This is a genomic window from Pantoea sp. K16, from assembly GCF_048452805.1.
GTDB classification, from domain to species: domain Bacteria; phylum Pseudomonadota; class Gammaproteobacteria; order Enterobacterales; family Enterobacteriaceae; genus Pantoea; species Pantoea agglomerans.
Genome location: NZ_JBLWNV010000002.1, coordinates 200,265 through 226,672 on the forward strand (window position 1 = coordinate 200,265; position 26,408 = coordinate 226,672).

The 26,408-nt window shown below is 57.1% G+C and carries 28 protein-coding genes; 12 read left to right on the forward strand and 16 right to left on the reverse strand.

Annotated features, from left to right (window positions below; genetic code table 11):
- Position 1: 1 nt before the first annotated feature.
- Genes sctV through sctU form a run of 10 tightly spaced genes read left to right on the forward strand, consistent with a single transcriptional unit; the run spans position 2 to position 9,194 of the window.
- Positions 2–2,125 (forward strand): type III secretion system export apparatus subunit SctV, encoded by a 2,124-nt coding sequence (gene sctV, locus ACK13D_RS03615; RefSeq protein ID WP_191924231.1) that lies wholly within the window; start codon positions 2–4, stop codon positions 2,123–2,125.
- A gap of 2 nt (positions 2,126–2,127) precedes the next feature.
- Positions 2,128–2,994 (forward strand): FHA domain-containing protein, encoded by an 867-nt coding sequence (locus ACK13D_RS03620; protein WP_010245901.1) that lies wholly within the window; start codon positions 2,128–2,130, stop codon positions 2,992–2,994.
- Entirely contained in the window at positions 2,994–4,352 is a 1,359-nt protein-coding gene (sctN, locus tag ACK13D_RS03625) for a type III secretion system ATPase SctN (RefSeq protein WP_010245904.1), read from the forward strand. Before ACK13D_RS03620 ends, sctN begins: the two co-directional genes overlap by 1 nt.
- Positions 4,330–4,794: a hypothetical protein gene (locus ACK13D_RS03630; RefSeq protein ID WP_010245906.1), complete on the forward strand. Its 465-nt coding sequence runs from the start codon at positions 4,330–4,332 to the stop codon at positions 4,792–4,794. The genes sctN and ACK13D_RS03630 overlap by 23 nt, the downstream gene beginning before the upstream one ends.
- Entirely contained in the window at positions 4,791–5,330 is a 540-nt protein-coding gene (locus ACK13D_RS03635; protein ID WP_061901511.1) for a type III secretion system HrpP C-terminal domain-containing protein, read from the forward strand. Before ACK13D_RS03630 ends, ACK13D_RS03635 begins: the two co-directional genes overlap by 4 nt.
- Positions 5,327–6,370, forward strand: coding sequence for a FliM/FliN family flagellar motor switch protein (locus ACK13D_RS03640; RefSeq protein WP_249654523.1), 1,044 nt, complete (start codon positions 5,327–5,329; stop codon positions 6,368–6,370). Before ACK13D_RS03635 ends, ACK13D_RS03640 begins: the two co-directional genes overlap by 4 nt.
- A gap of 5 nt (positions 6,371–6,375) precedes the next feature.
- Positions 6,376–7,029: a type III secretion system export apparatus subunit SctR gene (sctR, locus tag ACK13D_RS03645; RefSeq protein ID WP_010669972.1), complete on the forward strand. Its 654-nt coding sequence runs from the start codon at positions 6,376–6,378 to the stop codon at positions 7,027–7,029.
- Between the two features lie 7 nt (positions 7,030–7,036).
- Positions 7,037–7,297 carry a type III secretion system export apparatus subunit SctS gene (gene sctS, locus ACK13D_RS03650; protein ID WP_010245915.1) on the forward strand — a complete coding sequence of 87 codons (261 nt, stop codon included), beginning with the start codon at positions 7,037–7,039 and terminating at the stop codon, positions 7,295–7,297.
- The gene (sctT, locus tag ACK13D_RS03655) at positions 7,297–8,112 is read left to right on the forward strand and encodes a type III secretion system export apparatus subunit SctT (protein ID WP_010245919.1); all 816 of its coding nucleotides are present in this window, start codon (positions 7,297–7,299) and stop codon (positions 8,110–8,112) included. Before sctS ends, sctT begins: the two co-directional genes overlap by 1 nt.
- Positions 8,109–9,194, forward strand: coding sequence for a type III secretion system export apparatus subunit SctU (sctU, locus tag ACK13D_RS03660; RefSeq protein WP_010245922.1), 1,086 nt, complete (start codon positions 8,109–8,111; stop codon positions 9,192–9,194). Before sctT ends, sctU begins: the two co-directional genes overlap by 4 nt.
- Before the next feature lie 310 nt (positions 9,195–9,504).
- On the opposite strand, the gene hrpT is transcribed toward sctU, so the two are convergent.
- The 9 genes from hrpT to ACK13D_RS03705 form a co-directional block, all read right to left on the reverse strand.
- Positions 9,505–9,690, reverse strand: a complete 186-nt coding sequence (hrpT, locus tag ACK13D_RS03665; RefSeq protein ID WP_010669971.1) for an HrpT family type III secretion system protein — start codon at positions 9,688–9,690, stop codon at positions 9,505–9,507.
- 17 nt (positions 9,691–9,707) lie between these two features.
- Positions 9,708–11,756: a type III secretion system outer membrane ring subunit SctC gene (sctC, locus tag ACK13D_RS03670; RefSeq protein WP_167432920.1), complete on the reverse strand. Its 2,049-nt coding sequence runs from the start codon at positions 11,754–11,756 to the stop codon at positions 9,708–9,710.
- A gap of 24 nt (positions 11,757–11,780) precedes the next feature.
- On the reverse strand, positions 11,781–12,008 hold the full coding sequence (locus ACK13D_RS03675; RefSeq protein WP_010245930.1) for a hypothetical protein: 228 nt from the start codon (positions 12,006–12,008) through the stop codon (positions 11,781–11,783).
- Between the two features lie 75 nt (positions 12,009–12,083).
- The gene (sctL, locus tag ACK13D_RS03680) at positions 12,084–12,680 is read right to left on the reverse strand and encodes a type III secretion system stator protein SctL (protein WP_418795724.1); all 597 of its coding nucleotides are present in this window, start codon (positions 12,678–12,680) and stop codon (positions 12,084–12,086) included.
- Positions 12,667–13,248, reverse strand: a complete 582-nt coding sequence (locus ACK13D_RS03685) for a serine kinase (protein WP_418795798.1) — start codon at positions 13,246–13,248, stop codon at positions 12,667–12,669. The genes sctL and ACK13D_RS03685 overlap by 14 nt, the downstream gene beginning before the upstream one ends.
- Positions 13,249–13,254: 6 nt before the next feature.
- Positions 13,255–14,019, reverse strand: a complete 765-nt coding sequence (sctJ, locus tag ACK13D_RS03690) for a type III secretion system inner membrane ring lipoprotein SctJ (protein ID WP_010245936.1) — start codon at positions 14,017–14,019, stop codon at positions 13,255–13,257.
- A 5-nt stretch (positions 14,020–14,024) separates the two neighbouring features.
- Entirely contained in the window at positions 14,025–14,393 is a 369-nt protein-coding gene (locus tag ACK13D_RS03695; protein WP_010669966.1) for an EscI/YscI/HrpB family type III secretion system inner rod protein, read from the reverse strand.
- Between the two features lie 63 nt (positions 14,394–14,456).
- Positions 14,457–14,696, reverse strand: a complete 240-nt coding sequence (locus tag ACK13D_RS03700) for a hypothetical protein (RefSeq protein WP_010245940.1) — start codon at positions 14,694–14,696, stop codon at positions 14,457–14,459.
- A 141-nt stretch (positions 14,697–14,837) separates the two neighbouring features.
- A complete protein-coding gene (locus tag ACK13D_RS03705; RefSeq protein ID WP_124889899.1) occupies positions 14,838–15,830 on the reverse strand; it encodes a sigma 54-interacting transcriptional regulator in 993 nt (330 codons plus the stop codon).
- 461 nt (positions 15,831–16,291) lie between these two features.
- Here ACK13D_RS03705 and ACK13D_RS03710 point away from each other — a divergent pair, with 461 nt between their 5' ends.
- Both ACK13D_RS03710 and ACK13D_RS03715 read left to right on the forward strand, forming a co-directional pair.
- Positions 16,292–16,963 (forward strand): hypothetical protein, encoded by a 672-nt coding sequence (locus ACK13D_RS03710; protein WP_010669965.1) that lies wholly within the window; start codon positions 16,292–16,294, stop codon positions 16,961–16,963.
- A gap of 14 nt (positions 16,964–16,977) precedes the next feature.
- The gene (locus tag ACK13D_RS03715; protein WP_418795725.1) at positions 16,978–18,048 is read left to right on the forward strand and encodes a hypothetical protein; all 1,071 of its coding nucleotides are present in this window, start codon (positions 16,978–16,980) and stop codon (positions 18,046–18,048) included.
- A gap of 55 nt (positions 18,049–18,103) precedes the next feature.
- Here the strand turns inward: ACK13D_RS03715 and ACK13D_RS03720 are convergent, their stop codons facing one another.
- From ACK13D_RS03720 to ACK13D_RS03750, 7 genes are all read right to left on the reverse strand, one after another.
- Positions 18,104–19,144, reverse strand: a complete 1,041-nt coding sequence (locus tag ACK13D_RS03720; RefSeq protein ID WP_418795726.1) for a transglycosylase SLT domain-containing protein — start codon at positions 19,142–19,144, stop codon at positions 18,104–18,106.
- Between the two features lie 179 nt (positions 19,145–19,323).
- On the reverse strand, positions 19,324–21,012 hold the full coding sequence (locus ACK13D_RS03725) for a hypothetical protein (RefSeq protein ID WP_418795728.1): 1,689 nt from the start codon (positions 21,010–21,012) through the stop codon (positions 19,324–19,326).
- A 374-nt stretch (positions 21,013–21,386) separates the two neighbouring features.
- Positions 21,387–22,295 (reverse strand): LysR family transcriptional regulator, encoded by a 909-nt coding sequence (locus ACK13D_RS03730; RefSeq protein ID WP_010669961.1) that lies wholly within the window; start codon positions 22,293–22,295, stop codon positions 21,387–21,389.
- Between the two features lie 400 nt (positions 22,296–22,695).
- Complete coding sequence (locus tag ACK13D_RS03735; protein WP_010669960.1) at positions 22,696–23,517, reverse strand: M55 family metallopeptidase; 822 nt, start codon at positions 23,515–23,517, stop codon at positions 22,696–22,698.
- Positions 23,514–24,557, reverse strand: a complete 1,044-nt coding sequence (locus ACK13D_RS03740) for a DmpA family aminopeptidase (RefSeq protein WP_418795731.1) — start codon at positions 24,555–24,557, stop codon at positions 23,514–23,516. The genes ACK13D_RS03735 and ACK13D_RS03740 overlap by 4 nt, the downstream gene beginning before the upstream one ends.
- Positions 24,558–24,559: 2 nt before the next feature.
- The gene (locus ACK13D_RS03745) at positions 24,560–25,444 is read right to left on the reverse strand and encodes an ABC transporter permease subunit (RefSeq protein WP_010669958.1); all 885 of its coding nucleotides are present in this window, start codon (positions 25,442–25,444) and stop codon (positions 24,560–24,562) included.
- Entirely contained in the window at positions 25,441–26,373 is a 933-nt protein-coding gene (locus ACK13D_RS03750; protein ID WP_010245963.1) for an ABC transporter permease, read from the reverse strand. Before ACK13D_RS03750 ends, ACK13D_RS03745 begins: the two co-directional genes overlap by 4 nt.
- Positions 26,374–26,408: the final 35 nt, after the last annotated feature.

The window sequence follows — 26,408 nt, forward strand, 5'->3', positions numbered from 1 at the left end:
GATGAATACCCTGTTTCACATATTGAATCGAATCGCGATCAGCGCCATGCAACGCTCCGAAGTGGTCGGTGCGGCTTTTGCCATGGCGCTGGTGTTTATGCTTATTATTCCCTTACCGCTGCCATTAATTGATGCGCTGATAGCGGTGAATATCTGCCTGTCATCTCTGCTGGTCGTGCTGGCCATGTATCTGCCTAAGCCGCTGGCGTTCTCAACCTTTCCCGCCGTGCTGCTGCTCACCACCATGTTCCGCCTGGCACTCTCTATCTCCACCACCCGCCAGATCTTAATTCAGCAGGATGCGGGCCATGTGGTGGCGGCTTTCGGTAACTTTGTGGTGGGCGGCAACCTTGCGGTAGGGATGGTGATGTTCCTGATCCTGACCGTGGTGAACTTCCTGGTCATTACCAAAGGCTCCGAAAGGGTAGCCGAAGTGGCTGCGCGTTTTACCCTTGATGCAATGCCAGGTAAGCAGATGTCCATCGACAGCGATCTGCGCGCCGGACTGATTGATGGGGTACAGGCCAGAAACCGGCGTAATGAACTGGCAAAAGAGAGTCAGTTATTCGGGGCGATGGATGGCGCGATGAAGTTTGTTAAAGGTGACGCTATCGCCGGGCTGGTGATTGTCGTGATTAACCTGATTGGCGGCATCAGTATTGGCGTGCTGCAGCTGGGCATGCCTGCTGGCGAAGCGATGCATATCTACTCGATTCTGACCATCGGTGACGGACTGATTGCACAGATCCCTGCGCTGCTGATCTCGCTGACCGCCGGGATGCTGATTACCCGCGTCTCGTCCGACAATGAGCAGACGGCTGACAATAATATCGGCCGCGAGATTGCCGAGCAGTTAACCAGCCAGCCGAAAGCCTGGCTGCTCTCCTCAATGGGGATGGTGGGCTTTGCCCTGCTGCCAGGTATGCCAACGGCAATTTTTCTGCTGCTGGCCGCGCTGACGATGATTAGCGGCGGTTTTCAGATCTGGCGTGTCAGAAAGACCCTGAGCCTTGCGCAGCCGCAAATGGAAAATGAGGTCATTCCCCCTGAGCTGAACGGCAAGGAGGATTTACGTCAGTTCAACCCAACACGACCTTATCTGATCAATTTCTCGTCCTCATGGCGCGGCCATCCGGAGATGCTGGAGCTGGTGCAGGATATTCGCCGGCTGCGTAACCGTATCGTTTACCACTTCGGCTTTACCCTGCCAGCGTTCGATATCGAGTTTCTCGACCAGCAGACGGAAGATGAGTTTCGCTTCTCGGTTTATGAAATCCCGAAAGTAAAAGGGACATTTAACGTGTCGCATCGGGCGGTGAAACGCCGCTGGCTGGACGAGATCGCGTCAACCGACAGGGAAAGCGTGGCAGAGGGCGACGAGCAGCGTCAGGAAGGCGATCTTATCTGGCTGGCGGCGGATCATCCGCTGCTGCAAAACGAAGAGGTCGAGCGCTGGACGGCGCGCGAAATCCTGGTAAAGCGCATGGAGAACGCTATTCACGCCAGCAGCCCGCATTTTATTGGTCTGCAGGAAACCCGCGCGCTGGTGAGCTGGCTGGAATCAGAGCAGCCGGAGCTGTCGCAGGAGTTACAGCGCGTGATGCCCCTCTCACGTTTCTCCAGCGTCCTGCAAAAACTGGTTTCAGAACGTATTCCGCTGCGATCGGTTCGGGCAATTGCCGAAGCGCTGATCGAGCATGGGCAGCATGAGCGCGACATCTGGCTGCTGACCGACCAGGTGCGCATCTCGTTAAAAAATCATCTCTGTTACCAGTATGCCCGTCCGGACGGCCTGCATGTCTGGCTGCTGACACCGGAACTGGAAGAACAGTTGCGTGACTCGCTTCGTCAGACTCAAAACGATCTGTTCTTTGCGCTAACCCATGAGCAGATCAGCGCCATTCTCCCGCTCATCGCCAACGCATTCCCGGTTGACACCCCGGAAAGCGCGGTGCTGCTGGTCGCCCAGGATTTGCGCAGCCCGATGCGCGGGCTTATTCAGGAAGAGTTCCACTATGTGCCGGTGCTCTCGTTTGCAGAGCTGCAACCCAATCTCGCAGTAAATGTGCTGGGGCGTATAGAGCTCGATCCGGCCGCTTACTCACTTACCACGTGGGAGAGTTAACCATGTTCGAACTGCGCGTGCTGTCTGGCCTGCATTTAGGCGCCGCGTTACCCCTCTTCGGTGATAAATGGCTGATTGGCCACGCCGATGAGGCCGATCTGATGCTTAGCGATGCTCGCGTTGCTGCCCGCCAGTGCGAGCTGCGCCGGGAAGAGACCCGGTGGCTGGCACAACCGCACGGCGGGGAAGCCTATGCCATTAATAGTGAAGAACCTTTTCAGGTCGCTGACGTCTGGCTCTGCGTCGCGCGTATCGACACGCCGTGGGCCGCCTGTATGCCGCCTGCCAATCCTTCTGTGCCCGAAGAATCTGCTGAAACGCCGAATGAGGCCATACCCCCGGTCGCTGCCCGTAAAGGGATATTCACCCGCAGCATCCGCACGCTGGTCTGGAGCCTGATGTTGCTGCTCACCCTGACAGTAATGAGCTGGGTTTTGCAGCCCACCGTAGCCCAGACTCAGGTCACCTCCTCCCGGCCACTGAGTACTCCCGCAGAATTGCAGGCTCCGTTACAGAAAATGTTGCGCGAACGCGATCTGGCAAGCCTCGTGAAAGTGGACATGCATAATCAGCGAGTGCGTCTTACAGGCCGCCTCAGTAAGCCACAGATGCAAATCTATAAACGAATGCTGGAGCGCTTTAACGCAACGTACACCAGCGATATCCCGCTGGATAACCAGGTCAGGCTGCTGAAGGTCAGACTGCCGTTTCGCATTGTGCAAATCACCACCGGTAGCCGCGCCAATATCGTCACTGATGATGGGCAGCGTCTGTTTATTGGCGATGAAGTCGACAACCTGCGGCTGGTGGCGATTACCAGTAACCAGATCGAGTTCAACGGGCGCGATAACATTAAGGTGAGCTGGTAATGACGATGACACTGGAGCAGTGGTATCAGCAGCAGCAGCGGCGGCTGACATGCTTTTCGCCGGTCGAAAGCTTTGGTCGCATTACCGGGATCAGCGGGATATTGCTCGAAAGCAGCCTGCCCGAGGCGCGGATTGGCGATCTCTGCCAGATCGCCCGGGATGACGGGCAAAGCGTGCTGGCAGAGGTGGTCGGCTTTAACCCGCAGCACACACTGCTCTCCGCCCTCGGCCAGCTCGACGGCATAGCGCGTGGGGCACGCGTGGTTCCGCTGCGCCTGCCACACAGTATTGTGGTGTCCGACGCCCTGCTCGGCAGCGTACTTGACGGCTTTGGCCGTCCACTGGATGCAGGCCAGCCTGGCGCGTTCGCCCTGCCCGGTACGGTGGACGATGCGGTAGGCGTACTGGGCGATGCCCCGGCACCCACCGATCGTCCGCGCATCGATACGCCGCTACCGACCGGCATTCGCGCCATTGATGGCCCGCTGACCCTGGGCGTGGGACAGCGGGTGGGGATCTTCGCCGGCGCGGGCTGCGGGAAAACCACCCTGCTGGCGGAGATTGCCCGTAATACGCCCTGCGATGTCATTGTCTTTGGTTTGATTGGCGAGCGTGGGCGCGAATTGCGCGAGTTTCTTGACCACGAACTGGATGAGGCGCTGCGCAGCCGTACGGTGCTCGTCTGCGCCACCTCCGATCGCAGCAGTATGGAACGCGCCAGGGCCGCTTTTACTGCCACTGCCATCGCCGAAGCCTGGCGCGATAAGGGTAAGAACGTGCTGTTAATCCTCGACTCACTGACCCGCTTTGCCCGCGCCCAGCGTGAAATCGGCCTTGCGCTGGGCGAGCCACCGGGTCGCGGCGGGCTGCCGCCTTCGGTTTATACCTTATTGCCCACCCTGCTGGAGCGCGCAGGACAGACCTCACGGGGGGCCATCACCGCCCTCTATTCCGTGCTGATTGAAGCCGATTCAATGAACGATCCGGTCGCGGACGAAGTGAGATCCCTGATTGATGGCCACATTGTGCTGACCCGTCGTCTGGCGGAGCGCGGACACTACCCGGCTATTGATGTGCTGGCGAGCCTGAGCCGTACTATGAGCAACGTTGCGACTCGCGAGCATAGCCGCGACGCCACGCAGCTGCGTCGCATGATGTCCGCCTGGCAGCAGGTAGAAATGTTAATCCGCCTGGGAGAATACCAGCCGGGACATGATGCCATGACCGATGCGGCAGTATCGGCTCAGGAGGCGATAAATGGCTATCTGCAACAGGCGATGCACGCGCCCTGCGGATATGACGACACACTGCATTACTTAGCGGAGGTAAGCCAGCATGCGCCGTCATCCGCTACCTGATCACGACATCACGACTGATGAGGGCAGCGCTGAATTGCAGCAGGCCTTCTCTCTGCTGCTGCCAATTCGCCGCCAGCGCTTACGCCGCTGCGAACGGTTGCAACGGCAAGCGGAGCAGGCGCTGTGCGAAACGCAACGTCAGTCAGCCGAGGCGGAACACCAGCTTGAAGCCGCACAACAGCATTATCAGCAGCTGCGCGATAGCTTTGCCGGACACCACCAGTCGGGGCTGCAAAAACAGGAGCATCTGGTCGGGGGATTGGCCCGGGAGCGCCAGGCCAGCGACGCGGTGAGTGGACAGCGTAATCAGCTGCAACAGTGCCGCGCACAGCAGGTTATGCAACAACAACAGGTGCAGCACACACAGCAGCAAACACAGGCGCGTCTGCGCGATGTGGAAAAACTGGAATATCTGATGGCGCACAGCGAGGCATTACGATGACAGCCTTACCCCACCCCCCGCAAAATAATCCAGCGCCGCCTGCACGGCCGGAGGTGCAGCGCCGTTCGCCGCAGACCGGACCTTCAGACGTCGCGACATCCGAGCGTAAATCCCGCGCCGAGCCGTTTCGCGAAGAGGGTTCGCTGTTCGACGCGCTGTTGCTCACCCCCAGCGAACTGCCGCAACCGCTTATCATACCCTGGGAAGGCTCCCCCTCTTTTGGGTCACAGTTATCCCATGAGCATGTGACTCCCGCTTCTCCGGCCAGGGCCTGGCAACAACTGGAGCCCTCCCTGTGCGCCATGGCAGAAAAGCAGCCTGCTGGCCCGATATCGATGACGCTACTGCTGCCCCTTTTAGGCGAAGTGGATGCCCGCCTGAGTCCTTTTGCCGCGGGCTGGGATATCAGCCTGCGTTTTGCGCCACCTGCCATGACGATGATGGCCGCCCATCAGGAACGCTGCAGGGAGTCCCTGCGCCGCCGGATGGCCTGCGCTGTGCGCCTGCGTTTTGAGCAGCGCGGAGGCCGGGAATGAAACCCTTATCCCTGCGCACTCTGCCGCGCGAAGAAGCCAGCCTGCGCCAGCGTATCGGCCACGGCCTTGGCTATCCTTTTACCCTTGCGGGCGAAGCGGGTGAGCTTCAGCTGCGGCTCGCCCCCCCCGGCGAGCGGCCACCGACGCAGAGCTTCTCATGCAAGGCGGGAGGGTTATCTCTGGCGGAGAGCGAAGCGCTGCTGAGTCTGTTTTCCACTTGCCCGCTGCTGCCAGAACCCGGGGCGTGCGCTGACTGGTACTGGCCGCTCTTTAACCAGCATCTCAGCCCGGCATTGCGCGCGCTATTTGGCGACCTGACGCCGCAGGACTCGCTCTGCGCACCGGTTGAGGGGATGTGGCTTGCGATTAGCGTCACGATCGGTGAGGCGCAGGCGCAAAGTCAGTTATATCTTGCGCCTGCCACATTGGCGGCGTTGTTAAACCAGCCTGGCTGGGCTCCGCTCCCTGCACCGCTTTGCAGCGCCCTGCCGTTATCGCTGCCGATAGAACTGGGTGCGGTGTCGTTTGCTCCCTCGCAGTTACGCACACTTCGCCCCGGTGATGTGATTTTCCCTGCTACCTCGTATTTTTTCCCGACCGGTCGCGGCGAGCTTCGCCTTGCGCAATTGCACCTTAAGGGCGAATTGCTGTTCGGGGAGGGGCATCCTGCCCGTTTTCTTATTACCCGTCTGGAGAATAGTTACATGAATGTGACCCCCGAAGATAATCTGCCTGCCGATACACCTCAAGCGGATGAAGGCCTGACTGAAACAACGGCGCCTGTGGCATCACCTTTTGATGCGCTGCCGCTGGCCCTGACCGTGCGCTGCGGCCATCTCAGACTTACCCTGGGTGAGTTAAATCGTCTGGATGTCGGCTCGACGGTCACGGTCGAAAACGTCGTGCCCGGTGAAGCACTGCTATGTCACGGCGAGTTTCCGCTGGCGAAAGGCGAACTGGTCGATGTCGAAGGACGTCTGGGGTTGCAGATTACTCACATGCTGCCGGGCGTGGCGAGCGTCGGGGATGTGAACAGGTGATTCCGATGGAGATGGGGCCACTCAACCCGATTATGCTGGCGCTGTTTCTCGGCGCACTGGCACTGCTGCCGATGATGCTCATTATCTGTACCAGCTTTTTGAAAATTACGATGGTGCTGCAATTGACGCGCAACGCGATGGGCGTGCAGCAGGTGCCGCCAACGATGGCGCTCAACGGCATTGCGCTGGCGGCAACGCTATTTATTATGGCGCCGGTATTTAGCGATATGACCGACAGGCTGAAAGCGATCCCTGTCGATTTCAGCAGTATGGAGCGGCTCGAATATACCGCCGCTAATGGTATCGAACCGCTGAAAACGTTTATGCATAAAAATACCGATCCGGACATCGTCATCCATCTGCAGGAAAATGCCCAGCGTATGTGGCCAAAGAAAATGGCAGATTCGGTCACCCCCGAAAATATGCTGCTCATTATCCCGGCCTTCGTGCTATCGGAGCTGCAGAACGGTTTCAAAATCGGCTTTCTGATCTTTATTCCTTTTATTGTCGTTGACCTGATCGTCTCGAATATCCTGCTGGCGCTCGGGATGCAGATGGTGTCGCCGATGACCGTTTCGCTGCCACTGAAGATCCTGCTGTTTGTGCTCATCAGCGGCTGGACGCGGCTGCTCGACGGCCTGTTCTACAGCTATTTATGAGGTCATCATGGATATTCTGACGCTGTTTCGCCAGGGGTTATTGCTGGTGGTTATCCTCTCCGCGCCGCCGCTGCTGGTGGCAGTGATCTCCGGGGTAATTATTTCACTGGTACAGGCCGCGATGCAGTTGCAGGATCAGACCCTGCCGTTCTGCATCAAACTTATCGCGGTCGGCCTGACGCTGGCGCTTACCGGGCGCTGGGTCGGTGTTGAACTGATGGAGCTGGCGCAGGCGGCGTTTGCGATGATGTCAACGGTCAGTTCCTGATGCTGACAGGTTACCCACTCACCGATACGTTTCATGCAATCCTCGCGCTGGGACTTGGCATGGCGCGCATCTTTCCCTGCCTGTTACTGACACCGATATTCTCTTTTAGCGTCATAAAAGGGCTGCTGCGAACCGCCATTGCTGTGGCGCTGGCGCTGTTTATCGCCCCAGGCATCAAAGAACAAATTGATGTGCTTGAGCCGACAATGATGGCGCTGGCAGGGCTGGTACTCAAAGAGTTGATGATAGGCACCCTGCTCGGATTGTTGCTGGCGTTGCCTTTCTGGCTGTATGAGTCTGTTGGTGCGTTATTCGATAACCAGCGGGGTGCCTTAATGGGTGGACAAATTAACCCCCAGCTGGGGCCGGATGTGACGCCTCTGGGTAAGTTAATGCAGCAGGTGCTGATATTGCTGCTGGTCACAGGGCTGGGATTATCGACCATCACCCAGGTGATCTGGGACAGCTATCATCTTTGGTCCGCCACCCAGTGGATACCTTTCCCCGCAGAGGCGGGTTTTCACGTCTGGCTTACGCTTTTGGGGAAAATCTTCAGCGATATGGTTCTTTATGCCGGGCCGCCGGTGGCGCTGATGCTGCTGCTCGATTTTGCCATCGGTGTGATGAGTCTCTATAGCCCACAGCTACAGGCGACTGCCCTGACAATTCCGTTGAAATGCCTGCTCGGCATGTTGTTTTTTATCCTCTATCTGCCACTGCTGGACCATCTGGGTAATGCGCGGTTGTATGAACTGCGCGATCTTATCCCTGTCCTGTCGCAGATATTTGCCCCTTCAGCCGGGAGCGCGCCATGAGCGAAAAAACCGAAGACGCTACACCGCAAAAACTCAGAGAGTCGCGCAAAAAAGGCCAGGTCAGCCAGAGCCAGGATATCCCTAAGCTGCTTATCTCAATCGGTATCCTTGAGACCCTGTTTGCTATGGTGGATACCGGGATGCAGCGGTTGCAGGCGATGATGCTGCTGCCGTTAACGCGTCTGCGCGACCCATTCGATCACGCGATGGAGGAAGTAATAAGTGATAGCGTCACCGTAATGCTGGTACTGGTGGGCATCGCGTGCGCCATTGCCATGCTGCTGCGGGTGGTGGGCGGCTGGGTGCAGTTCGGCCCACTCTTCTCCACCGAAGCGCTGGCACCGAAACCGGATGCGCTTAACCCGTTTAATCATCTGAAGAATATGTTTTCCGCCCGCCAGTTTACCCAGCTTTTGACCAGCATCTTTAAAGCGGTGGTGATAGGCCTGGTGGTATGGCAGGCGATCATGCCGGACCTCGGTGGCCTTGCTCAGCTGGCGCTTGGCGATCTCAACGGTTTCTGGCAGGGGGTGATGGCGCTGTTTATGAAGGTGTCACGTCGGGTGCTGATGGTGATGCTAATAATCAGCCTGTTCGATTTTGGTATTCAGCGCTATTTCTTCCTCAAACAGCAGCGTATGAGTCATGAAGATATCAAAAACGAATTTAAGCAGAGCGAAGGCGATCCGCATATGAAAGGCCACCGCCGTCAGCTGGCTCAGGAGATCCTGAATGAAGAGCCGCTGCCTGCCCGTGAGATTAACGTGGAAGACGCGGATGTGTTGCTGGTTAATCCCACCCATTTTGCCGTCGGTCTCTATTATCGCCCGGATGAAACGCCGCTGCCGCGTCTGCTGTTCAAGGCTTGCGATGAAGAGGCGCGGGCATTAATTGAAGAGGCGCAGCGTAAAAAGAGACCGGTTATCCGCTTTATCTGGCTGACCCGCACTCTGTGGCGCACCACGCGCGAAGGGGCTTATGTTCCACGCGAAACGTTAAATGCCGTCGCGCACGTCTATCGTCTGCTGCGGGAGCTGGAGGATCACTATCTGGATGAGGTGATTGAGATTCGGGAAGAATAGTGCGGAGGGTAACTCCGCACTATATTATCAGGCAGTCACATCTGCATCTCACGTGCCTGCTGAATAAAAGCCAGTATTAAAGCGCTAAAAGTCGCCGGGGTGAAACCGGCAAGCGGTTGCTGATAACAGAGCCGCCTGCGGTCTGCTGCAGGAAAACTGACGTAATGGAATAGCATTACCAGCACTGGCATGCGGGCAAAGAGTGCGCCGCACGCAGGCTTCCCGGAAACGGAAGGTGAATAGCTATGGTCGATTCTCATTAAAATATGGCCCCGTCGATCAGCCGGGGCCTGGGACTGCCGAAACGTGATTAGTTATCTACCGTTATCCGCGTGTAGTCGTTCGGGCCATTACGCAGTTGTGGTTGCCACCAGATGGTCAGGTTATGCAGGTCTGAAGAGGGGCGACAGCCCACGTCATTACATCCGCCCTGCGGCCGCGCGCAGGCACTCAGCACCAGCGCGGCGGCGGTAAGCACAATTATTCTCACTAACATGCTTTTTCCTTATCAGCTCAGTAGAGGTTTTTGGCCGGTGCACCGCCTGCTGAAGAGAGCAGCGAAGCGCGAGAAGGACGTGACGGAGCATTGCTATCAAATGCGACGAATACCTCCGCCGATTCACCCGGACGCAGTTCTCCACGCGGCCAGACCGCTACCGCCAGCGTGCGGTCGCTGCGGCACAGACTCTCATCAAAACGCTGCGTCTGCTGGGTGTTGTTGGTGATCACCCCAACGGTTATTTGTACGCTGCTATTGCCGTACCACTGATGGCGACGGAAATCGCTCCCGAAAGCGCCCGAAATGCGGCACAGGGAGGAAAGCGTCTGGCCCGTGCCACCGCTGGTCATCCCCGCTGGCACGCGGTTCAGCGCCAGGTCGCGCATCGCGCCTTCCACCATCCCTTTGACGTCGGTGTACTTATGACGATTAGTCACCTCATCCATCGCGCTATTCAGCTGTTCGCGCGACTCGGCAGCGATATACCGGGTCGGATCGACCTGGTCACCAATTAAATGCGGCGTAATAATAAACAGCCGCTCACGCTGGGAGGTCTCATAGCGCGTTGAGGTAAAGAGCTTGCCGATCAGCGGAATACTGCCGAGGATCGGGATGCGTCGCTCACGGTCGCCCGTCTCTTTGGAATGGAACCCGCCCAGAACCAGCGAGCGTCGCGCCTCCACCAGCGCCTGGGTGCTGACCGCTGCGTTATGGGTTCCCTGCGCATCGCCCTCATCATCTTTATTGAGCTTGCCATCTTCCACATCAACAATGAGCTGGATAGCCGATTTTTGTGAAGTGGTGATTGCGCGTGGCGTCACCCGCAGGCTGGTGCCTGCGGTGACAGACTGAATATCCGCCACCCTCTCGCCAATGGCGCGTATAAAGGCAGTATCGCTGAAATCAATCACCGCGGGCTGATTCTCCAGCGTGAGGATAGTGGGGTTAGCGATAATGGATGCCGTCCCTTCCCCCTCCATCGCTTCGATACTGGCAAAAAATCGCTGGAAATCGGTCACAAACAGTGTACTGGCACCGGAGAGCATATTGGCGCCGCTGGCGACACTGCCAAACTGACCGGCCAGGTTGCTGGAGAAGCGTTTCAGCGCGCTGCGGTCGATATCGACAATCACTGCATCAATTTCGATCAGCTTTTGCGGAACATCAATGGCGTTAATTAATGCCTGATAAGCGTCCCGGGTTTTCGGATCGTCACGCACCAGCAGCAGGTTGTTACGCACATCCGCTGATACTTTACCCGCCAGACTGCTGACAGGCGCCTTTTTACGTCCGGAGGCCGGCATATTGCGATTAATCAGCTCGTTTAAAACACTTTGCGACTGTTCACGTGATACCTGTTCATCCTCTCCCTGGCCTGATGACACTTTTCCGGAAGAGGCGTTGCTGGACTGACCCAGCAGTTCATTCAGAATGGTGGCCACCCCCGGCACCAGCAGCTCCTGATCGCGATAGCGAATGGTGCGATCCGCCACGGCCGCATAACGCAGCGGGAATGCCATCATATCTTTATTGGCCCCGGCTTCAGGTTTGCTTTCCGATTTACGGGCAAATTCCGTTATCTGGCGCACATACTCCGGCGGACCGGTCACCAATACCACGCCTTCATCCGGCAGTTCGCCCCAGCCGAAGCGGGGTTCCAGCAGGCCGACACCGCGCAGCGCCTCTTTCAGATCCGGCGCGGCTTCCGGGGAAATCTCAATACGCTGGGAAGTTTGCGCTGCCTGCGGGCTGACGTAGAGCGTGTTGTTGTAGACAAACCACTGAAAGCGATACTCAAGCGCCAGGCGATTAAGGAACGCTTCCGGGCTGTCTGCGCGCAGTTTACCGGTGACATTGCTGTCGCCCAGCGTGCCAAGATTGACCTCAACACCAAAGCTGCTGGCAAAATCGTCAAGAATAATATTAAGCGGGGTATTATCTGCCGAATAGGCATACGCACCATTCTTCCACTCATCCGGTACACGAGCGTTTGTGATGCCCATACTCAGTAGCAGCAGGGTAATGGCCGCCAGCAGGCGGCCCGGAAAAGAAAACGTAAACACGCCTGACTCCTTGATGACAGGGGCTTAGTTAACAGCGTCGATGATCGCTTTACGGATGCCAAACCTGAACTGGGTGTATTGCGAACTTGCCCAGCTGGCGTTGGACATATCCTGCAGGCGATTCTGGAAAGCATACATATCCGCAATGCTGAACGATTCGCCCGAAACATCGCGGGCAAACTGATAGGCTTCATGATGTTTGCGGTTTGAGTTGGAAGATAACTGACGCTGTAACAGATCGCTGGAACTCATGATGTTGACTCCTCTTGTTGGACACCCCTGTTAAGTGGCGCGACAAGCGAAGCAGTTCCACTGTTTTTGCTTTTTTTATGCATTCTCTTCTGCCAGCGCTGGCGCGAGCTGCTGGTACAGCGTCCGCCAGTTAACCATCAGCTCGCCTGCGTCGGTAATAAGCCGCAAGCGATCTGGCTCAAGCGCCGGGTCGGCGCACAGCGTCCAGCGAAGCTGCGGCTGCGCGACCAGCCAGCCGTTAATCTCCTGCTCCTGCCCACTGGCGCAATACAGCGTCGCCTGCTGCTGACGCGGATAGTGACGCAACAACTGTCTGAGCAACGCGTGAAAACGGCGCTCATCATCCACCTCATCGAGCAGGTGTTGCAGTGCCTCGTTCAGAACCTTTCCAGCGAGCAACACCAGCTGCGTCTCTTCGGCTGCACGCTGTTCCTGCCACTCCGCAAAGAGCGTCTGCGCCTGCTGCCAGAACCGGGCTTCCCCTTCGCGCTGGCTGGCCGCCATTTCGGCCTGTGCCTCGGCGCGTGCCTGCTCGCGGATCGTTTGCGCCTGTTTATGGGCCAGCTCGATAATGGAAGCCGCTTCAAGCCTGAGCGCAATTTCCTCGCGGCGCAGCACATTACCCGGTGGGGCGCTGCCGCCCTGCAGATGCAGGCTTTTAAGTTTCCACATCGCGCGTCTCTCCCGAATGTTGTTGTACCTGCCAGAGCGCCGTTTCCCATAAAGGACGCAAACGATGGCCAGGCAGTGAAAGTGCCGGGTTTACCGGCGCGTCGCTTACAGGGAAGAGTAGCCGCAGGCGCGGCCAGATAGCCGGAAATAACGCCTGCAGCAGACAGAGGCTGTCGGCGCTGCCGCCAGTAGTGAAAAGCCCGGCGGGCAGCCAGCACTCAATGCGCATTCCTTTCGCCAGACGCCGCAACCAGATCTTTAGCTCTGCGGGTAGCGGCATGGCTCCGGCGCAAATTTCCGCGACTAAAATCAACAGTTGCGCGCGCTGTTCGCAGCTTAAGTCGCTGATGGCCAGCACCATCGGCTCCGGCGCGACCAGTTCGCCTGGTACACCCAGTGTGTGGTGCCAGCACGAGGCATGCTGGCGGAGATAGTGCCTCTGCAAAGGCGCAGATAAACGGGCCAGTGGCTGGGTGCACCAGCTTTCATCAGCCTGTAACCAAAAGTCAGCGTGCCACCAGCGTAACCAGCGCAGGGTAATTTCCTCATCAGGCGCAACGTTGAGCATAATCAATCACTTCGCCTGTGCAGCCAGGCGCTTACGACTCAGAGCCTGACGGATGAATGCATTTGCCACCAGTAACAGCAGCAGCACTCCCAGGCATGTTGTAACTATCTTAACCATCCCGTAGCGTTCCGGGCTAAGCTGAAACGGCCCCAGCTGCACCATTTCAATTTTATCCTGCCAGGCTTTCGCCGGGACAAAGACAATCGCCAGATCGCGGTCATCGCGCCCGCCCAGCCCCGGAATGCTGGTTGCCACCAGCCGGCGAATGCGCGGTTCGATACTGTCCGGATCGAGGTTTTCATGATATTTGATAAATACCGAGGCGGAAGCGGGCTGAACCGGCTCGCCGGGGGCGATACGCTCGGGCAATACGACATGCACACGCGCCACCACGACGCCATCAATTTGTGACAGTGTCGCTTCTACCTCCTGTGACAGCGCATAGATATAGCGGGCGCGCTCCTCCAGCGGACTGGAGATAACACCACTTTTCTGAAAAACCGCGCCAAGGCTGGTTCGCGCCTGATGAGGCAGTCCGGCGGCATTGAGGATATTCACCGCCCGCTCAATGTCACTGCGCGCGACGCTAACGCTAACCCCCTCTTTAGAAACCTGTTTTTCCGCCTCAATCTTAAAGCGGCTCAGTTCTGCCACCACATCGTTGGCATCGTTTTCTGACAGTCCGCTGTGCAACTGAGTCTGATCACCGCAGCCGGTAAGCAGCAGCGCCAGGCACAGAGCACAGAAGCATTTAATGACAGCGCCATTCATAAGATTCACTGCAGGTTGCTGAGTTTATCGACTGACTGAACGGTTTTGGCAATCACTTTGGCGTTCATCAGACTCTCGATATAGTAATCAGAGAGCTGCGCATTGGCGCGGGAGAAATCTTCCGCACTGGATGACCGCGAAGCGACTCTGAGATCGTTAAAGGCTTCTTTTTGCGCACGCTGGTTGCCGCTCAGCGATTGCAGAATATTGCCGACCACGCCAGGCTCTGAAGAGCTCATCTGGCTGCTGTCAGGCGCAGGGCCATTAAGCTTTGCATTAAACCATTGAATATCTTCCGCCGACGGTGCTTCCTGGTACATTTCGACTGACGGAACCGGTTCTGAAGTGAGCAAGGAAGATTGAGAGACTTTCATCAGTAAAACTCCTGTGGGATTAGAGAGCAGGGAGACAAAAAAACACCTCCCTGCCGGAGTCGATTAGTACTGAATTTTGACCTGGGCTGCGGCTGACGCGGCCTGCGCATTACTTTCGGCGATGCCGTTAATGCGCTGGAACTCTACATCGCGATCCATTTTATCGGCCTGGTTTTCCTGCATCTTGTCCATCGCCTGTTGCGAACGGACCATATATTTCGCACCGTTGTAAGCACCGGCAACCTGAGTGTAAGCAGAAGCTGCGTTGGTGATCCCGTTGGAAAGTAAGCTAGCACCTGACATAGTCATTCCTCGCGTTGATGATAGGTTGTAGTTGGGTGTTGCATTCATTAAGTAATCAATGAAGCTATCCGGTTCCATCGCAAAGAAAATATTTATGCAGATTAAGCCTGCTGGCCCACGGCAAGAGAGGTGGGTGATATGTCAGGCGGTAAGTTTTAACAGCTTCAGGCGGTGATAAAGGGTGCGCCTGGGAATTCCTAACTCAAGAATGACATCATCGATACGATTGTCGTGCCGGTTCAGGCAGTCGTGGATCAGGCTGCGCTCAATGCGCCGCATTCTGTCTTTTAATAACACGCGCCCTTCCTGCTTTATCTCACAGCACAGCGGCGGTAAGCCCAGCACAAAGCGTTCTGCCGCCGCTTTCAGCTCGCGGATATTTCCCGGCCAGCTATGCAGCAGCAGGGTCTCATCAAGCGCGAGCGATCCTGCCGGCAGAGGCTGATTCAGACGCAGCGCCGCCTCCTGCGTAAACTGGCGAAACATGGGCAAAATCAGTTCCGGCCGTGATCGCACGGTTGGCGTGGCAATTTTAATTGTGTCGAGGCGAAAGAAGAGATCCCGACGAAAACGGCCCTGAGCCACCAGCTGCGCCAGTGGAATTTGCGAGGCGACGACCACCCGCAGATCCAGCCCGATACTTTTGGTGCTGCCCAGTCGCTCTACCGCGCGATTTTCCAGTACACGCAGCAGCTTAGCCTGCATCGTGAGCGGCATACTGTCTATTTCATCCAGAAACAGCACGCCGTGATTAGCACTCTCAATATACCCGGCACGGGAACTGCTTGCGCCGGTGAACGCCCCGGCCATGACCCCAAACAGCTCGCTTTCGGCAAGTGTCTCCGGGATGGCCGCACAGTTGACCGGCACCATCGGGCCACGACAGCCGGAAAGTTGATACAGCCGCTGGGCCAGTGCATCTTTCCCTGTACCCGTTTCTCCCTCGATTAAGACATCTATGTTTAACGGTGCAATCGTATTTAAAATCTTATACAGATGAGTATGGATATCGGTTACGGGCTCCGGGTAACCCGCCGCCGCATCCGGGCGGGAATCAACCTGGCGTAAGACGTTATCCTCACTCTCCTCATCGACAGTCCCGTGGCCTGACTGTGTCCTGTAAAGACGAACCATACATTCTCCATTAGCTTCGCATAAGCGCGCCTTACATGAGGCGCGCTGCTCGTTCAGCACTTGTGGATGTTCTGGAAGCAGAGCCTGATGCAAAGAATTACAAATTTACCGCGGCCTCACTCTCACCCAATCAGGTCATCCCCGCTATCAGTCCAGGATTATTATCTTGTAGGGATAGACGCTCAACCGGTAAGGATTACCCTACAGGACTCACAGAAAAACCTTCAAAAACAGAATGATAATTTCTTAATGGCGGTGCCGCTGGATTTTTATAAATCTGAACCCGCATCACAAAGGGAACATTTTTAGTGGAACCATCACGGGACAACTACCACTCACAGTGCGAGGTAGCATCAGCCTGAACGGTAAAATTGTGCAATCGGCAGTAATCAGGATTGCAAAATGTTACCGCTGTTGCTGCCCAATCAATCGCTGACTTATTAACTCTGAGGAATAAATTCATGAAGATTCCAGGATTTGGTGGTGGGGCTACAAACGCGAACAAAATCGATATGCCTCCGGCAAATATGCCAGGCAAGACGGGGGGCAGTCCGTCAGGTAAACCTGACTTACCCGATCAGCCCGGAAAATCGTCGTTACCTTTTCTCAATAATGCGAAAACAGGCCCGCTCAATTTTGCCAGTAATGCCTTTGACGGCCTGAGCACACTGGCTTCGCTGACCGGTTCAGGCGGAAGTCAGAAAAACGGCCAGGCAAACGGTGCAAACTCGCCTGACGCCCCGTCGGGCGGCGGCTTACTACAGCAGATTATGATGCTGACAGGCCTGCAACAGCTGTTGGGCGGCGGTAATAAGGCGCAGCAGCCGGAGCAACCGGGCACGCCTGCACCTTCACAGGGCACGAATCACAGCGGCAATCCGCTTGAGCAGCTGATGCAGATGCTTCAGCAACTGCTCCAGCAGATGATGGGGATAGATAAAGGTAAAGGGGCAGACAGCGGAGAATCTGGCGGTAATGCACCACAGGCACCGGCTCAGGGAGCAACTGACAATGGGGGGCAACAGGGCGGAATGATGCAAAACCTGCTGTCCCTGTTAGGGCTTTCTTCATTGTTGCAGGGGCTTTTGGGCGGCGGTGAGGGGCAATCTTCCCAGAAAAATCCGCAAAGCTAACTCAGGGGGCTTGTATGGTTATGCCAATACCTGGCGGGGGGGGAATAACCCCCGCTTTTTCACCCGGCAGGCCACTGCCGGGTAACCTGCCATTATCCACTCCCCTGCCCGGCTCCGCGTTCCCGGTCCCGGTCCCGGTCCCGGGCAGCGATCTCCCCATCAGCTACTCCGGTGGGAGCGGAACGCCGCTGGCGGGCCTGTCCGATCCGATCCGGGAGCTTGATCAGCTTTTAACGCAGGCTGGATTGGGGGCGCTTGTCGATCCGGCAGCCGCTGAAGAAGGGACGGTGCCCACGGCGTTATTTGCCAGCGAAACATCCGGTGAAGATATTCCACAGGCACCGGGCGATGGCATGCGAACCAGTGAGAAGGACATCCGCGTCAGGCCGACGGAGGAGAATCTGAAGGGTCGTCCACCGGGTGATAACCGCAGCGCCGAACAGATCATTGATGAAAACCCGGTGCTGAAAAACCTTGGCAACCAGAAAGATATCAAGCAGGCAGAGCTAAAAGAGCGCTTCGGCGACTGGACGGATGCCAATAAAGATCCGAAGAGTCGTGCTGATGCGGCGTATAACATGGCCTGCGTGTTAAACAGCATAAAAGGCCTGAATGCGCGTGATGGCAGCGAGCGGAAGGAGATCTCAGCTAACGACAAAATAGAGGGCATCACCAAAGATGGTGACGCGCGCCACGGTACCGAGGCGGGTGTACTGAAGGATATCGCCGAACAGGGTCTGAAGATGCTGCCGGAGAATAAACAGTTGCCGGAGACGAATGATTCGCACGTTCGTATGGATGGTACCAATAAAGACAACTTCCAGTGGGGCATGGGTGAGTTCGGCAAAATATTGTCGAACATCCCGATTCTCAAATCTGTTGCCGCGCCTTTCTTTAACAATATTGGCGAAGCCCGCAATGTGGGCGAAGTCTTTACCGGTGGCCTGAAAGGACTGGCCGAGGGTGGAATGAGCGCGGCGCGTGGGCCGATTGGCTGGGGCATCACGGCAGCGACCGATACCGTACAGATTGCGGTGGAAAATAGCGGGGGGAAAGGCAAGAACGAACCGCCGCCGTTTGCCTGATTTTGAGGCTGCTCATGTTTGTCCCTGTACCCGGTACAGGGACTTTTTTTGCGCGTTATGCAGGTAACGTGCCTTTGCCGCTGGAGATAATGTCGGCAAAGTTGAGCACTTTTCCAACATAAGTCGGATCGCCGGTTCCGGTTTTCGAGATATCCGTCAGATCGTTGACATTCACATTCCCTGGCCCTGAGTTATAAGCTCGCAACCCGGCACCGGAATCGCCCCCAAAAGCCTCCCGCTGCTCTTTCAGATAGAGCGCGCCAGCCATGATGCTGTCTTCAGGGCTGGACGGGCTGGCATCTGGCCCCAGCAGATGCGGGTATCTGCTTTGCAGATCGGCGAAGGTGTTGGAATTAACCTGCATCAGGCCGCTGTCGGAAAGGCCATTACCGCCGTTCACGGTGGTCGCCTCTGTTTTTCCGCGCGACTCCTGCCAGATTTGCGCTGCCAGCACTTCAGGCCCCTGGCTAGTCTCTTTGGCGGCACGCATTATCGCCTGCTCATGATCCAGTAACGGGGCAGGTAAATGTAACCCCGACTCGCCTTTTATCAGCGGGACGCCGCCGGATGCTGGCGTCTGCCGGGCAGGCGTATTTAGTGCAGCATCAGAAGCCGTACCTGGCTGTGGCATTGTACTGGCCGTTAGCGGTTGCTGTGCAGAAGTGGATTCAGCCGGGTTAACAGGCTGCTGCATCGCGGCATTAAACGGTGCGGTGAGCGAAGCCCCCTCTTCTGCTGAGGTGTCCGGCATATCGGCACCGCCGCCACGCCCGGCTCCGGCGCTGTTATTTTGCTGCTGACCAGCGAAGAGCTGTTGCAGCATTAATAGCAGTTGCAGCAATGCCTCTATTTGCGGCCCCAGTTGCTGCATCAGCCCCTGCATCTGCATCGGATCCCGGTTGCTCACACTGTCGGGCGTGGCGGTGAGACTACTGAAATCCGTGCCGCTCATGGCATCATTGCCAAAGTTAATCGCCTGGCCACTGGCGCCAGAATCTGGCGGAGTAAACGAGGCTAAATTTTTTTCATCGAGCGCGCTAAAATCAGGCAGTTGCGGCTGTATCGGCCCGAAAGCCGAACCTGACGAGATATTCATTCTTCTCTCCTCTCAACAAAGCATCATCGTTAGCGCCAGCCAGACTGGCGCCTTTCTCCCGCTATGACCGGGGTACGATTGAGTGGAAAGCGCGAGGCGGGAGTTCCGGGCAGCGCGTGAGACAGCGCAAATTCGGCGTAAAAAAAAAGCCGCATCGCTGCGGCTTTTAAGGTGTGGTATCAGGAGGCTTTTTTCGTTTCTTCAGGTTCTGGCGATCCTGCAGGCCCTGCAGCTTCTGATGACGCAGATGACCCGGATGTCACTGATGATGCTGATGATGTCGGTAAGGAGTCCGGCAGCGGTATCATCTCGGCAATGCGCTCGCTCATCTTCTCTGCTTCAGCTTCAAGGACGGCGATGATGGCCTCATAGTCAGCCTGGGTTAACTTCTCAGGCTGTGGGCTTTTGATATTCGCCAGGTCCGGGAACGAGTGCCACCATGCAGAGGTATCACCCGCAGCGCGCATTTCTGATGAACGCTCAGGCGGGGTATTACGTAATGGCCCGGAGTTATGCGAACGTACGCTATCGCTGTCCGATTCGCCTTCTTCTGACGGCCCTTTCGCCCGGGTACCGGTGCTGGGTGCTGGCGTACCGGCAGGCGTTCTCGCCTCGGTACCGACACTCGGTGCTGGCGTGCCTTCCGGGGTTCTCGCCTCAGTACCTACACTCGGTGCTGGCGTGCCTTCCGGCGTTCTCGCCTCAGTACCCACGCTGGGTGCTGGCGCGCCTTCAGGTGTTCTCGCCCCTGAACTCACCGGGGCTTCCTCTTCTGTCGCGTCGGCGGGCTTCGGGTGCAGCTTGTTTGCCACTGCTCGCTCAGCCTCCTGATAAAGAAGACCGAACACCCCCTGTTGCAGGTAAGAATAGGCGTTTGGCACCAGGGCCGCCGCATTGCCAATGCTTTCGCGGGAAACGCGGAAGCCGGATTTGTTCGCCAGATCCAAAGCGGTCTCTGCCGCACTTGTCTTGCCGGAGGTGAAAAGCTTCTCTGCACCACCTTTGGTCACACGTGCCGCCCCCGCTCCGATGCCCAAACCGAGCGCTTCCATCGTCTCAGAGGCTACCGCACTTAATGCACTCAGCGTTGTAACGCCTTCAACCCAACGTTTTGGCGCTTTGGCGTGTTCCCACACCGCATCGAAGTGGCTCCCCTCGCCACTATTCGTGTGCCCGCTGGACAGCGACATATAACGATCCTTCCAGTCGTTACGGCCAAATAAAAACTCCGCGCCATGCAGGTTGTCGTAGTAGTTTTCCACAACTCCACTCAATGCACCGGCAGCGGAAGTCAGGCCAAAACCTGCAATCTGGTTGATGGCATAACCCGGCTTGAGCGCACCCTGTATAATCCCCAATGGCTCTGGCCGCGGCTTATTTTCGGGTAATAGCTGGGTTGCACTGGAAATTCCACCCGTCACCGGGTTGCGGACGTTAAAGCCCGTCCCGCCCAGCGCCGTCATTTTTAATTTATGCCCAAATGTCTCGCGTTTTTCTGCCTCATCTTTCATAAGAGGCTCCAGTGCATCCATATCTGCCTGCATCCATCTCGAATCCTGGATGCTGCTACCGATAACCCGAGTGAGCACCGCTTTAAAAGCCACTGCAGTCATCCCCCCCGCTACGCCAGCGACAAAATTGTGCATGGGCGTGCCCGGCTCCAGCTTCATTGCGCTAGCTATCCCCTTGCCGACCAGATCGCCAGGTACACCGGAAAGGGCATAGGTCATTCCAATCGCCCCCTTTGCCTTGGCCATGATCATCGTGTCGCAGCTGTGAGCCAGTTTGATGACATCTTTTACCTGATCGTCCGTCTGGTGCAATTCATCGTGCAGGGTGACAGCGATTCCTGCCAGGTAATCACGCACGTTTTCTCCGCCTTTACACGCGTTATGCAGAGTAGCTGTAATACGGCTAATCTCTGCAGAACGAGCCCTCGCAGCAGGGGTTGTAGCAGTGACTTCAGTTGTTGATGGCCCACCGCGCGTGGGCATTTCAATCGTTTCGTGATGTACAGGGGAAGGTGTGCGTCTAATTCCATCCATAATTCTCACTCCGCCAGGTTGTGCCGGTTATCACTAACCGGTCAGTTGATAACTTGCGAAATGAGCAACTCACCCCGCAGCGTCAGGGTTGAGTGATGCGCGAGCGAGCCTGGTTTCAAATCAGGAAGAAATTCTAAAAATTTTGTGATGCATCTCACAAAATAGCCGGATGGGTAGCGGTGAAGCACGGCACTTATTCAGCCCCGAATAAACTGCGCTTCGCACTGCCGGGCGATCTCCCACAGTCTGTTACGGATCACCTGCTTAAGTTGCAGAGTGGACTGCGACTGTGGCTGGTCACGGCGGCTGATCAGCATCACTTCAAACGGCAGGGGTTGCGCTATGGGTAGCAGCTTTAGCTGTTCAGCATAGCGACAGGCGGTGAAGAGATCCACGACGCCCGTGCCGCCGCCTGCCAGCACCATATCCGCAATGACCGAATAGGTTTTAATCGACAACGACACGGCGGGATTCAGTTTTTTATCGCGCAGCGCTCGGTGAAGTACGCGTCCAAGCGGATCCTGAGCCTGCATCATCAGTAGATTATTGTTGCATAACCACGCAAGCGTAACGGGTTCATTACGGGGATGATTGAGCGGTAACAACGCGACCATCGAAGACTGAAACAGAGGTTCAGCCAGAAGATCCGCATCGACCTGCTGACCAAAAACCAGCGCGAAATCGAGCTGATTATCCAGAATCATCTGGCATAAGGTACTAAAGTGCTCGGTGACCAGTTCGACACTGACCGAGGCCATCTGCTGCCGCCAGGTGACCAATGCGGGCGCCAGCACCATCTGACCAAAAGCGTGAGCCGCGCCGACGCGAACTAATTGCCCTTCGCCCCGCCGCAGCTGTTCGGTAAGCTGGGTGATAGATTGCAGGCGCTGGCAGAGATCGTCTATTTCAGGCAGCAGACGTCGTCCTTCTGCCGTCACACTCATTCCCTGTATACGTCGCTCAAACAGCGCAAATCCCAATTGCTGTTCAGCATGATTCAGCACACGGCTGATATTGGGCTGCGAGACATTGAGCAAGCGCGCCGCCGCGCTGATGCTGCCGGTCTGTACGATGGCCTGAAAGACCTCTATATGGCGGAGCCGCATGACTATTTACCCTGGATGGAATACCGAAAACGAAGGCCTCTCCGACAGGCTGTACGATCAGGTCCGGGCGGAGGGTGAGAAAGCAATCATTATCCTATTGCAAAAACTGTACCGCAAAACCGGTGCAGGCTCAGCTGCCTGTCTCGCCCCCGTCCGTACCCGGCAGGCCTGACTGAAGTCTCTGCAGGGAGCGGGGTTCGTGCTGCCGTGGTGCAGTAAAAGGAGCGCTGGTCAGCAGCACGGGTTGCGCGGATTTAAGCCAGCAACGATTCTGACTCGTCAGAGGGAAGATGCGCATGCACAGCCCGCACTACAGGCGTGTGCCTGGCAGCGCGGTTTCAGCAGAACCGGAACGGCGGGCTTAACGGGCTGATGTTGCATGCAGCCCGGGATAATTTCGCTACGACTGTGTGCTCGCCAGATAAGAGAATGCACTGAGTAAGCTGATTAACGTCTCCATATTCTCGGCCTGATACGCCACAGTAACGGCATCCAGACGCGTGACGCCGGGGATCAGGCTGAACAGATCGGCCAGCACCGGTTTAGTGGCCTGAAGGCGCATAGCGTAAGGTGCCGTCAGGCGGCTCGTGCTCACCTGAGGGGGATGTTGCAGTGCGGCGCTTGCTGCGGCAGCGATCGCACGCTGTGCCGCTTGTGGGCTGATTGATTCCGCGCAGGTATGAGAAATGGCGCGTTTTACACAGACGTAATTGACTGCTGAGTAGTGTTCCGCTATCCAGCTCTGTAACTGATCGTCGCCGGTGACCAGCAGCAATGGCGTGCCGTGCTCAGCAGCGGCGGCCGCATAAATATCGGTTTCGCCCATCACCAGACCATTGATATGGATACGCCAGAATGCCCGGCCGTTGATGGTATGCGCCAGTACGCCCGGTTCACCTGCTGCGCTGTGAAATCCCACCAGAAACAGCCCATCGAACGTCTGCTGCTCTATCCCTTCCACCATCGACAGGACACGGGGTTTCCCCTGCACCAGCCGGGCGCGGGGATCAATATTTTCCGCACGCAAATTGGTCATCTGCGCATGGCTGTCTGCCACCACCACTTCCGTTGCCCCGCCTGCAAAAGCCCCCTCAATCGCAGCATTCACTTCCTGCTCCATCAGACCACGGGCCAGCTGATGCTCCGGGTGACCGGGTGTACATTGCTCCGGGCGCATGACACCCGCGATGCCTTCAATGTCGGCCGAGATAAAAATTTTCATGTCGTTAATCTATCCAGAATCTGCGTCAGTGAGGGGCGATGATGACCGCGAAAGCCGGTAACAGCCTCAGCGCTCAGCAAAGCATCCAGTACAGCCTGTTCAGTTGCATCTGCCGCTGCAGCAAGCAGCGGCTCCAGCGTGTCGTCCTGTGGCGGTTGCGGCAGAGGTTGCGTTGAAAACGCCACCGCAATATCGCCCGAGCCGTGGCCCCAGTAACTGCCCAGCCGTCCCAGGCCGGCGCCGGCTCGCTTCGCGATGCGCTTTAACTGACGTGCGTCCAGCGGTGCATCCGTCGCCATGATGATGATGACAGAACCGGCATCCAGCTGCGGCGTCTCCCCGGCCAGCAGCGGCGCAATCATCTCGCCAGCCCGAACGCCATCGAGCGTTAATGCCTCCAGTGCGCCGAAATTGGCCAGCACCAGCACACCAAGCGTGGCGTTGAGCGAGGGAATCACCCGCGAGGCGGTTCCGATTCCCCCTTTCAGGCTGAAACAGCTCATCCCGCGCCCCGCGCCGACGCTGCCGCGCGCGAAGTCCGCTGAGGCCGTCTGCAGCGCCTCATGCGCCATCGCTTCAGTGATGGCCAGCGCCTGGATATCATTCAGCCAGCCATCGTTGCACTCCAGCACCAGCGGATTGACCGTGGGCAGTGTTCGTCCCAGTTCCGGGTTACGACTGATGGCATCCCGCACCAGCGTGGTAAACAGCGTGCCGACCGCCAGCGTGTTACTGAGCAGAATCGGCGTCTGAAGCACGCCAAGCTCCTCTATCTGAACCAGTCCGACGGGTTTCGCAAAGCCGTTCAGGACCTCAACCCCACACGGCAGCGGCGTGAGAAACAGATTGTCGCCCGGCGGTACGATAGCGGTTACGCCAGTCTGCTTTCCGCCTTCATTCAGCGTGCAATGTCCGACACGCACGCCCGCAACATCGCTGATTCGATTAGTAGGTCCGCAGGCGCTTCGCGGCTGTCCGAGCTGACGCAGATCACGCCAGCGTTTCAGTAGCAAATCGCGCTGCAATTGTTGGAAATCCATAGTCAGCCCTTGAGTTTTGGATCGAGCGTGTCGCGCAGCGCATCCCCAAGCAGATTGAAAGCCAGCACGGTAATAAAGATCGCCAGCCCCGGAAATACGCTCATGTGCCACGATCCGGCCATCATCATGCTTCGGCTCATCGCCAGAATATTGCCCCATTCAGGCACGTCAGGCTCCGGACCCAGTCCGATAAAACTCAGGCCCGCGGCGGTCAGAATACTGGTGCCAATGCGCATAGTGAAATAGACAATCACGCTGGAAAGCGTGCCGGGCAGAATATGCCGCAGGATAATGACTCTGTCTGGTGCACCGGCACAGCGCACGGCTTCAACATAGGCAGCCTGCTTCAGAGAAAGCGTCGACGCCCGCACGATGCGGGCAAATACCGGCACGCTGAATACCGCGACGGCGATGATGACATTGTTCAGACCCGTCCCCAGCAGCGCCACCACCGCAATGGCGAGCAGCATACCGGGAAACGCGAATAATACGTCGGCACCGCGCATGATCAGCATATCGACCCAACCGCCGTAATAGCCCGCCAGTAAGCCCAGCATGACCCCGACCAGCATGCCGATCGTCACCGACAGCACGCCGATATAGAGCGAGATACGCGCGCCATAGATAATGCGGCTGAGCAGGTCGCGCCCGAGTTCGTCGGTCCCCATCCAGTGTGCCGCCGTTGGCGGCGACGATAACGCCATCCAGTCCGGAGCCATGGGATCCCAGGGCGCCAGCCAGGGCGCAAAAATCGCCACCACAATCAACAGCAGCACAAACCCACCTGAGACCAGCGCCAGAGGGTTCCGCACAAGAGCATGCAGGAAATCGCGCCACGGCGAACGAATAATCTGAGGCGGATTTTCAGTCAGCGATTGAATACTCATTTTGGCTCCTGTCGCAGACGAATGGCCGGATTAACCACCGCGTAAAGCAGATCGACCAGCAGATTAATCACAATAAATTCAAACACGAACAGCATCACCAGCGCCTGAATGACCGGCTGATCCTGTGCTTTGATCGACTCAATCAATAACCAGCCTAACCCTGGCCAGTTGAAAACACTCTCCACCACGATGGATCCGCCCAGCAGAAAACCGAACTGCAAGCCCAGCATGGTAATCACCGGGATGAGCGCATTGCGCATCACATGTTTCCACGTCACCAGGCGGTTACGCAGCCCTTTGGCTTTGGCGGTACGCACGTAATCTTCCTGCGCCACCTCAAGAAAGGCCGAGCGGGTAAAACGCGCCATTACCGCCGCAACCGACGAACCCAGCGTGATGGCGGGCAGGACTATATCGCTGGCCCTGTTAAAGCCGCTGACCGAGAACAGCCCAAAAGGCATCGCGACGAACTGGATGAGCAACAGCCCCAGCCAGAAGGCTGGCATCGAAATGCCGCCGACCGCCACGCTCATCAGCGTCCAGTCCTGCCATCTTCCACGTTTCAGTGCCGCCATCACGCCGAATAACAAACCGAGAATGACGGACCAGGTAAAACCCGCTAAGGCGAGCCACAGCGTCGGCATAAAGCCCTCTTTGATCACCTCCAGCACCGGTTGCTGGGTACGATAAGTGGTGCCCAGGTCGCCCTGCAACAGGCTGCCGATCCAGTGAAAATACTGCTGCGGCAGCGGATCGTTAAGCCCGAGGTGCTGACGCGCCGCTTCGATCGCCTCAACTGGCGCATCCGGTCCGGCATAAATACGCGCCGGGTCGCCCGGCATGAGCTTGATAAAACCGAAAACCAGCAACGAGACCACCAGCAAAACCGGGATCATCTCCAGCAATCGGCGAATGATGTATGCAAACATGCCATTCCCTGAAATGAGGTGCGACTGGCCTCCTC